We start from the raw sequence: 3947 nt of genomic DNA on the forward strand, positions 1-3947 counted from the left end.
CATACCGCCCAGGATCTTGCGCCGCGAGAGGCCCGAACCCGTGGGTTCGTCGTCGGGAGTGGTGTCGTTACCTGTACCGGTGTCGGTCATGAGTTGCATCCCCTGTTCGTCGTTCCGCGCTGGCGACTGGCAGTCATGTTTGCATGAGCAACAGGAATTTACTCAAGTTCTCGCAGGGTGTCCTCGAGTTTGGCGAGACGCTCTGCAATTCGGTAACTGCGAGCCGACACGGCGTAGCGGGCAACCATCGGATCCGCGTCGCGATATTCCGGCGGTGCGATCATGCCCATCTCCGCTTTCGCCCTCCACTCAAGTCCTGTTCTTGCTACACAATGCGTAGTGGCTTTGGGTCCCGGCCCTTGGTCAAAGGCGCAGGGTCGTTTCGTTCCAGCGAACTTAATGGGGGTGTTGCGCATGACTCGGAACGATGAGGCGAGGCAGTGGCTGGCCGATTTCTCCCGCACCTCCGAAAGCAGCGAGACCCTCGACTATCTGGTCGGGGTCGTCAACGACGAGATCCTCGCGGCGCTACCGGACTTCCGTGACCCCACGATTAGCGCCGAACTGGACGAGTGCACCAGGGCGCACTGGAAGGGCTTCATGGCGGTGGTCGCCCGGGACGCCATCGAGGTCCAGCCCGGGCCCCAGATCTTCGACCTCGCCCGCACCCTGGCCCGCCGCGGTTTCGAAGTCACCGTATTGCTGGCGGCGTATCGGATCGGACAGCGCGCGCTCTGGCGGTGGCTCACCGAGTTTCTGCAGACGCGGGTTGCCGACCCCGCCTTGGGGTCGGCGATCCTCCTGCGGTTCTGGTCGCACGCCGCACTATGGATCGACACCACTATCGAGACACTGATCGGCACGTTCGCCGACGAGCGCGACCAGTGGCAGCGCGGGAGTCTGGCGCGCAAGGCGGCGATCGTGACCACGATCCTGGACGGGCAGTGGGTGGACATCGACGCCGCCGCGTCGGCGCTGGCCTATCCGCTGCGCCAGTGTCACACCGCCTTCACCCTGCGCGTCGACCAGAGGGTTGCCGAATCCGAAGTGCAGCGGTTGCTCGAGTCCGCGGCCAGGGCTCTCGGAACCGCTTTGGGGGGACAGCCGCTGATGGTCTCCAGCGGTGCGCGGTCGGCGTGGTGCTGGACGGCCACACCGCAGACTGTCGTCGGTCCGACCGAGCCTGTCCTGCCGACATTCGTCAGCGGCACCGCGGGCACCTGCCACCCGGGGCTGGAGGGATTCCGCATCAGCCACTCCGAGGCCAGCGCGGCACTCACCGTCACACAGGGCTCCGACGCCCGCTTAGTTAATTTCCCGGATGTCGAAATAGCCTGTCTGGCGACAGGACTACTCGACGCGGACGCGCGCGGAGCCTTCGTCCGCCGGCACCTCCGCGGTCTTGCCGACCCGGACGAATCCACCACACGCCTGCGTGAAACATTGCGGGTCTATCTGCGGCACGGCGGCGACGCGACCGCGGCCGGCGAGCGACTCAACCTGCATCCCAACACCGTGCGCTACCGCATCAGACAGGCCGAGAAGAAGCTCGGGCACCCGATCGCACTGGGGCGGGTGCAGGTCGAACTCGCGCTCGAGATCCTCGCAACGCCGGGCGCCGCGATATGAGCGGTCACAACGAGTGACGGCCTTTTTGTACCGGACGACATTTTTTTGTTCCGGACGACATTTTCGGTCGTTTTCCCACTGAAGGGCACGGTAGGTGGCTAGCATTCCGTCCCATGGGGGATCAACACCAACCGAAGATGCCGGGAAACCGGTAGAGAGAGACGACCATGCAACTGTCCGATAGCCACAGCGAAGTGTTGCGCGTCCTGGCCGACACCGTCGTGCCCGCCATGCCGCGGGACGACGATCCCACCGGCTTCTGGGCGGCAAGCGGAAGCAGCCTGGGGGCCGATGTCGCCGTCGCGCAGGCGATCTCCGGGATGCCCGAGGAGCAGCGCACCGGCCTGCTGGCACTGCTCGACGGCCTGCACGCGCAGGGCTTCACCACCGGTTCGCAGGAGGAGCGCGAACAACTGCTCGGCGCAGTGGCGGCGATGGGTGCGGCGCCCGAGGCCGGCATCAACGCCCTGGTCGGGCTCACCACCATGATGTCCTACTGCAGGCCGGACCCGGCCACCGGTGTCAACCCGGCGTGGAAGCAATGGGGTTACGACGGGCCCCCGCAGTGGGACCGCCGCGGACCCGATCCTCTGCCGACCTACACACCCACCGGCGAGGCGGAGACGATCGACGCCGACGTCTGCGTCGTAGGCTCGGGGGCCGGCGGCGGCGTGATCTCCGGCATGCTGGCCAAGGCGGGGCTCAACGTCGTCGTGCTCGAGGCCGGATCGAACAAGAACGAAGCCGATTTCAACGGCTACGAACTGCAGGCCCTGAACGAGTTGTTCTGGAACGGCGGCCCCTGGCAGACCTCGAAGATGAACATGATGACGCTGGCGGCGAGCACCCTCGGCGGCGGCCCGACGCTGAACTGGCAGAACTTCCTGCGCACCCCGGCGTGGGTCCGGGAGCACTGGGCCGAGGAATTCGGCTTGAAGGACGTCGCCACCCCGGATTACGACGAGGACCAGGATGCCATCTGGACACGGCAGGGCGTCAACGATTCTTGCTCGGACTACAACGAGTCGCACCAGGCGATGAAGCGCGGCGCCGAGGCGCTCGGCTACAACTTCCACAAGCTGAGCCGCAACGTCGACCCGACGTACTACCGTTTCGAGGCCGCCGGTCACACGGGCTACGGTGACGGTACCGGGGCCAGGATCGACCTGCGTTCCACCTATCTGCGCGATCTCGTCGAGGCCGGCGGCCGGATCATCGTCAACTGCCACGCGGACCGGGTACTGGTCGAGGATGGCCGGGGGGCCGGCGTCGCGGCCACGTACACCAATCCGCAGACCGGCGCGACGACTGCGGTGACCGTCAGGGCGCCGAAGGTCGTCGTGGCGGGCGGTTCACCGAATTCGCCCGCCCTGCTGCTGCGCTCCGGCATCGGCGGACCGGCCGTCGGGAAGAACCTGCACATGCACCCGGTCGTCTCCTGCCTCGCGCTGTACCCGCAGCAGATGAGCGGATGGTTGGGCGGTCCGATGGTCGGGCAGGTAGACACGTTCGCCAACATCGAGGATGGTTACGGGACCCTGCTGCAGAACGCCCAGTGGTTGCCGGCCGTCATCAGCACCGGCGTCGCGCGGGAGTCCTTCGCCCAGCACAAGGAGACGATGTCCCGGCTCGGCCAGGCGGCGATGTGGATCGGAATCTCGCGCGACCGTGGGTCGGGCTCCGTCACGATCGACGAGAACGGCAGACCGGTCCTCAACTACGAGCTCTACGACCCCGTCGACGAGCGCGTTGCCAACCAGTCCCTCGAAGGACAGATCCGCATGCACCACGCGGCGGGCGCCGATGAGATCATCCCGATGTCGGAGGTCTTCTTCCGGTGGCGGCGCGGCGAGGACGTCGAGGAGTTCATCGAGAAAATGAAGGATCTGCCGAAGGCTCGTGGCGGCCACCGGCTGGTCTGTGCGCACCAGATGAGCTCGTGCCGGCTGGGCACCGATCCGGAGACCTCGGTTGCCAACCCGAACGGTGAGCTGCACGACACCCCGGGGGTGTACATCGGCGACGCCAGCGGTTTCCCGACCGCCAGCCTCACCAACCCCATGCTGACGACGCTGGCGATGGCTCACCGCCTCGGCCGGATCATGACCGCGGACCTCGGTACCACCGTCAGCTGACGACCGGACGGTCGCCGCAGCCACGGAGGCCCTCCGTGGCTGCGGCGGACCGTGCACTGAAATCGCTCAATTTGCTCCAGATCCAACCAACTCGAAGGGGACATGACCATGACAGACAATCAGCCTGATCAGCAAGATCAACCTGATAGCCGCGTCTCCCGACGCACCGTCCTGGGCGGAATC

The 3947-nt window shown here is 66.3% G+C and carries 2 protein-coding genes; both read left to right on the forward strand.

Annotated features, from left to right (window positions below; translation table 11 throughout):
• Positions 1 to 414: 414 nt before the first annotated feature.
• Positions 415 to 1629, forward strand: coding sequence for a PucR family transcriptional regulator (locus ADBZ5U_RS14870; protein ID WP_526811473.1), 1215 nt, complete (start codon positions 415 to 417; stop codon positions 1627 to 1629).
• 167 nt (positions 1630 to 1796) lie between these two features.
• A complete protein-coding gene (locus ADBZ5U_RS14875; RefSeq protein WP_526811475.1) occupies positions 1797 to 3764 on the forward strand; it encodes a GMC family oxidoreductase N-terminal domain-containing protein in 1968 nt (655 codons plus the stop codon).
• Positions 3765 to 3947: the final 183 nt, after the last annotated feature.

This window comes from Mycobacterium sp. (assembly GCF_040398885.1).
Taxonomy (GTDB): Bacteria; Actinomycetota; Actinomycetes; order Mycobacteriales; family Mycobacteriaceae; genus Mycobacterium.

Coding starts and splice junctions, on each gene's coding strand:
- ADBZ5U_RS14870 (WP_526811473.1), top strand. CDS start 415: ATGACTCGGAACGATGAGGCGAGGCAGTGGCTGGCCGATTTCTCCCGC.
- ADBZ5U_RS14875 (WP_526811475.1), top strand. CDS start 1,797: ATGCAACTGTCCGATAGCCACAGCGAAGTGTTGCGCGTCCTGGCCGAC.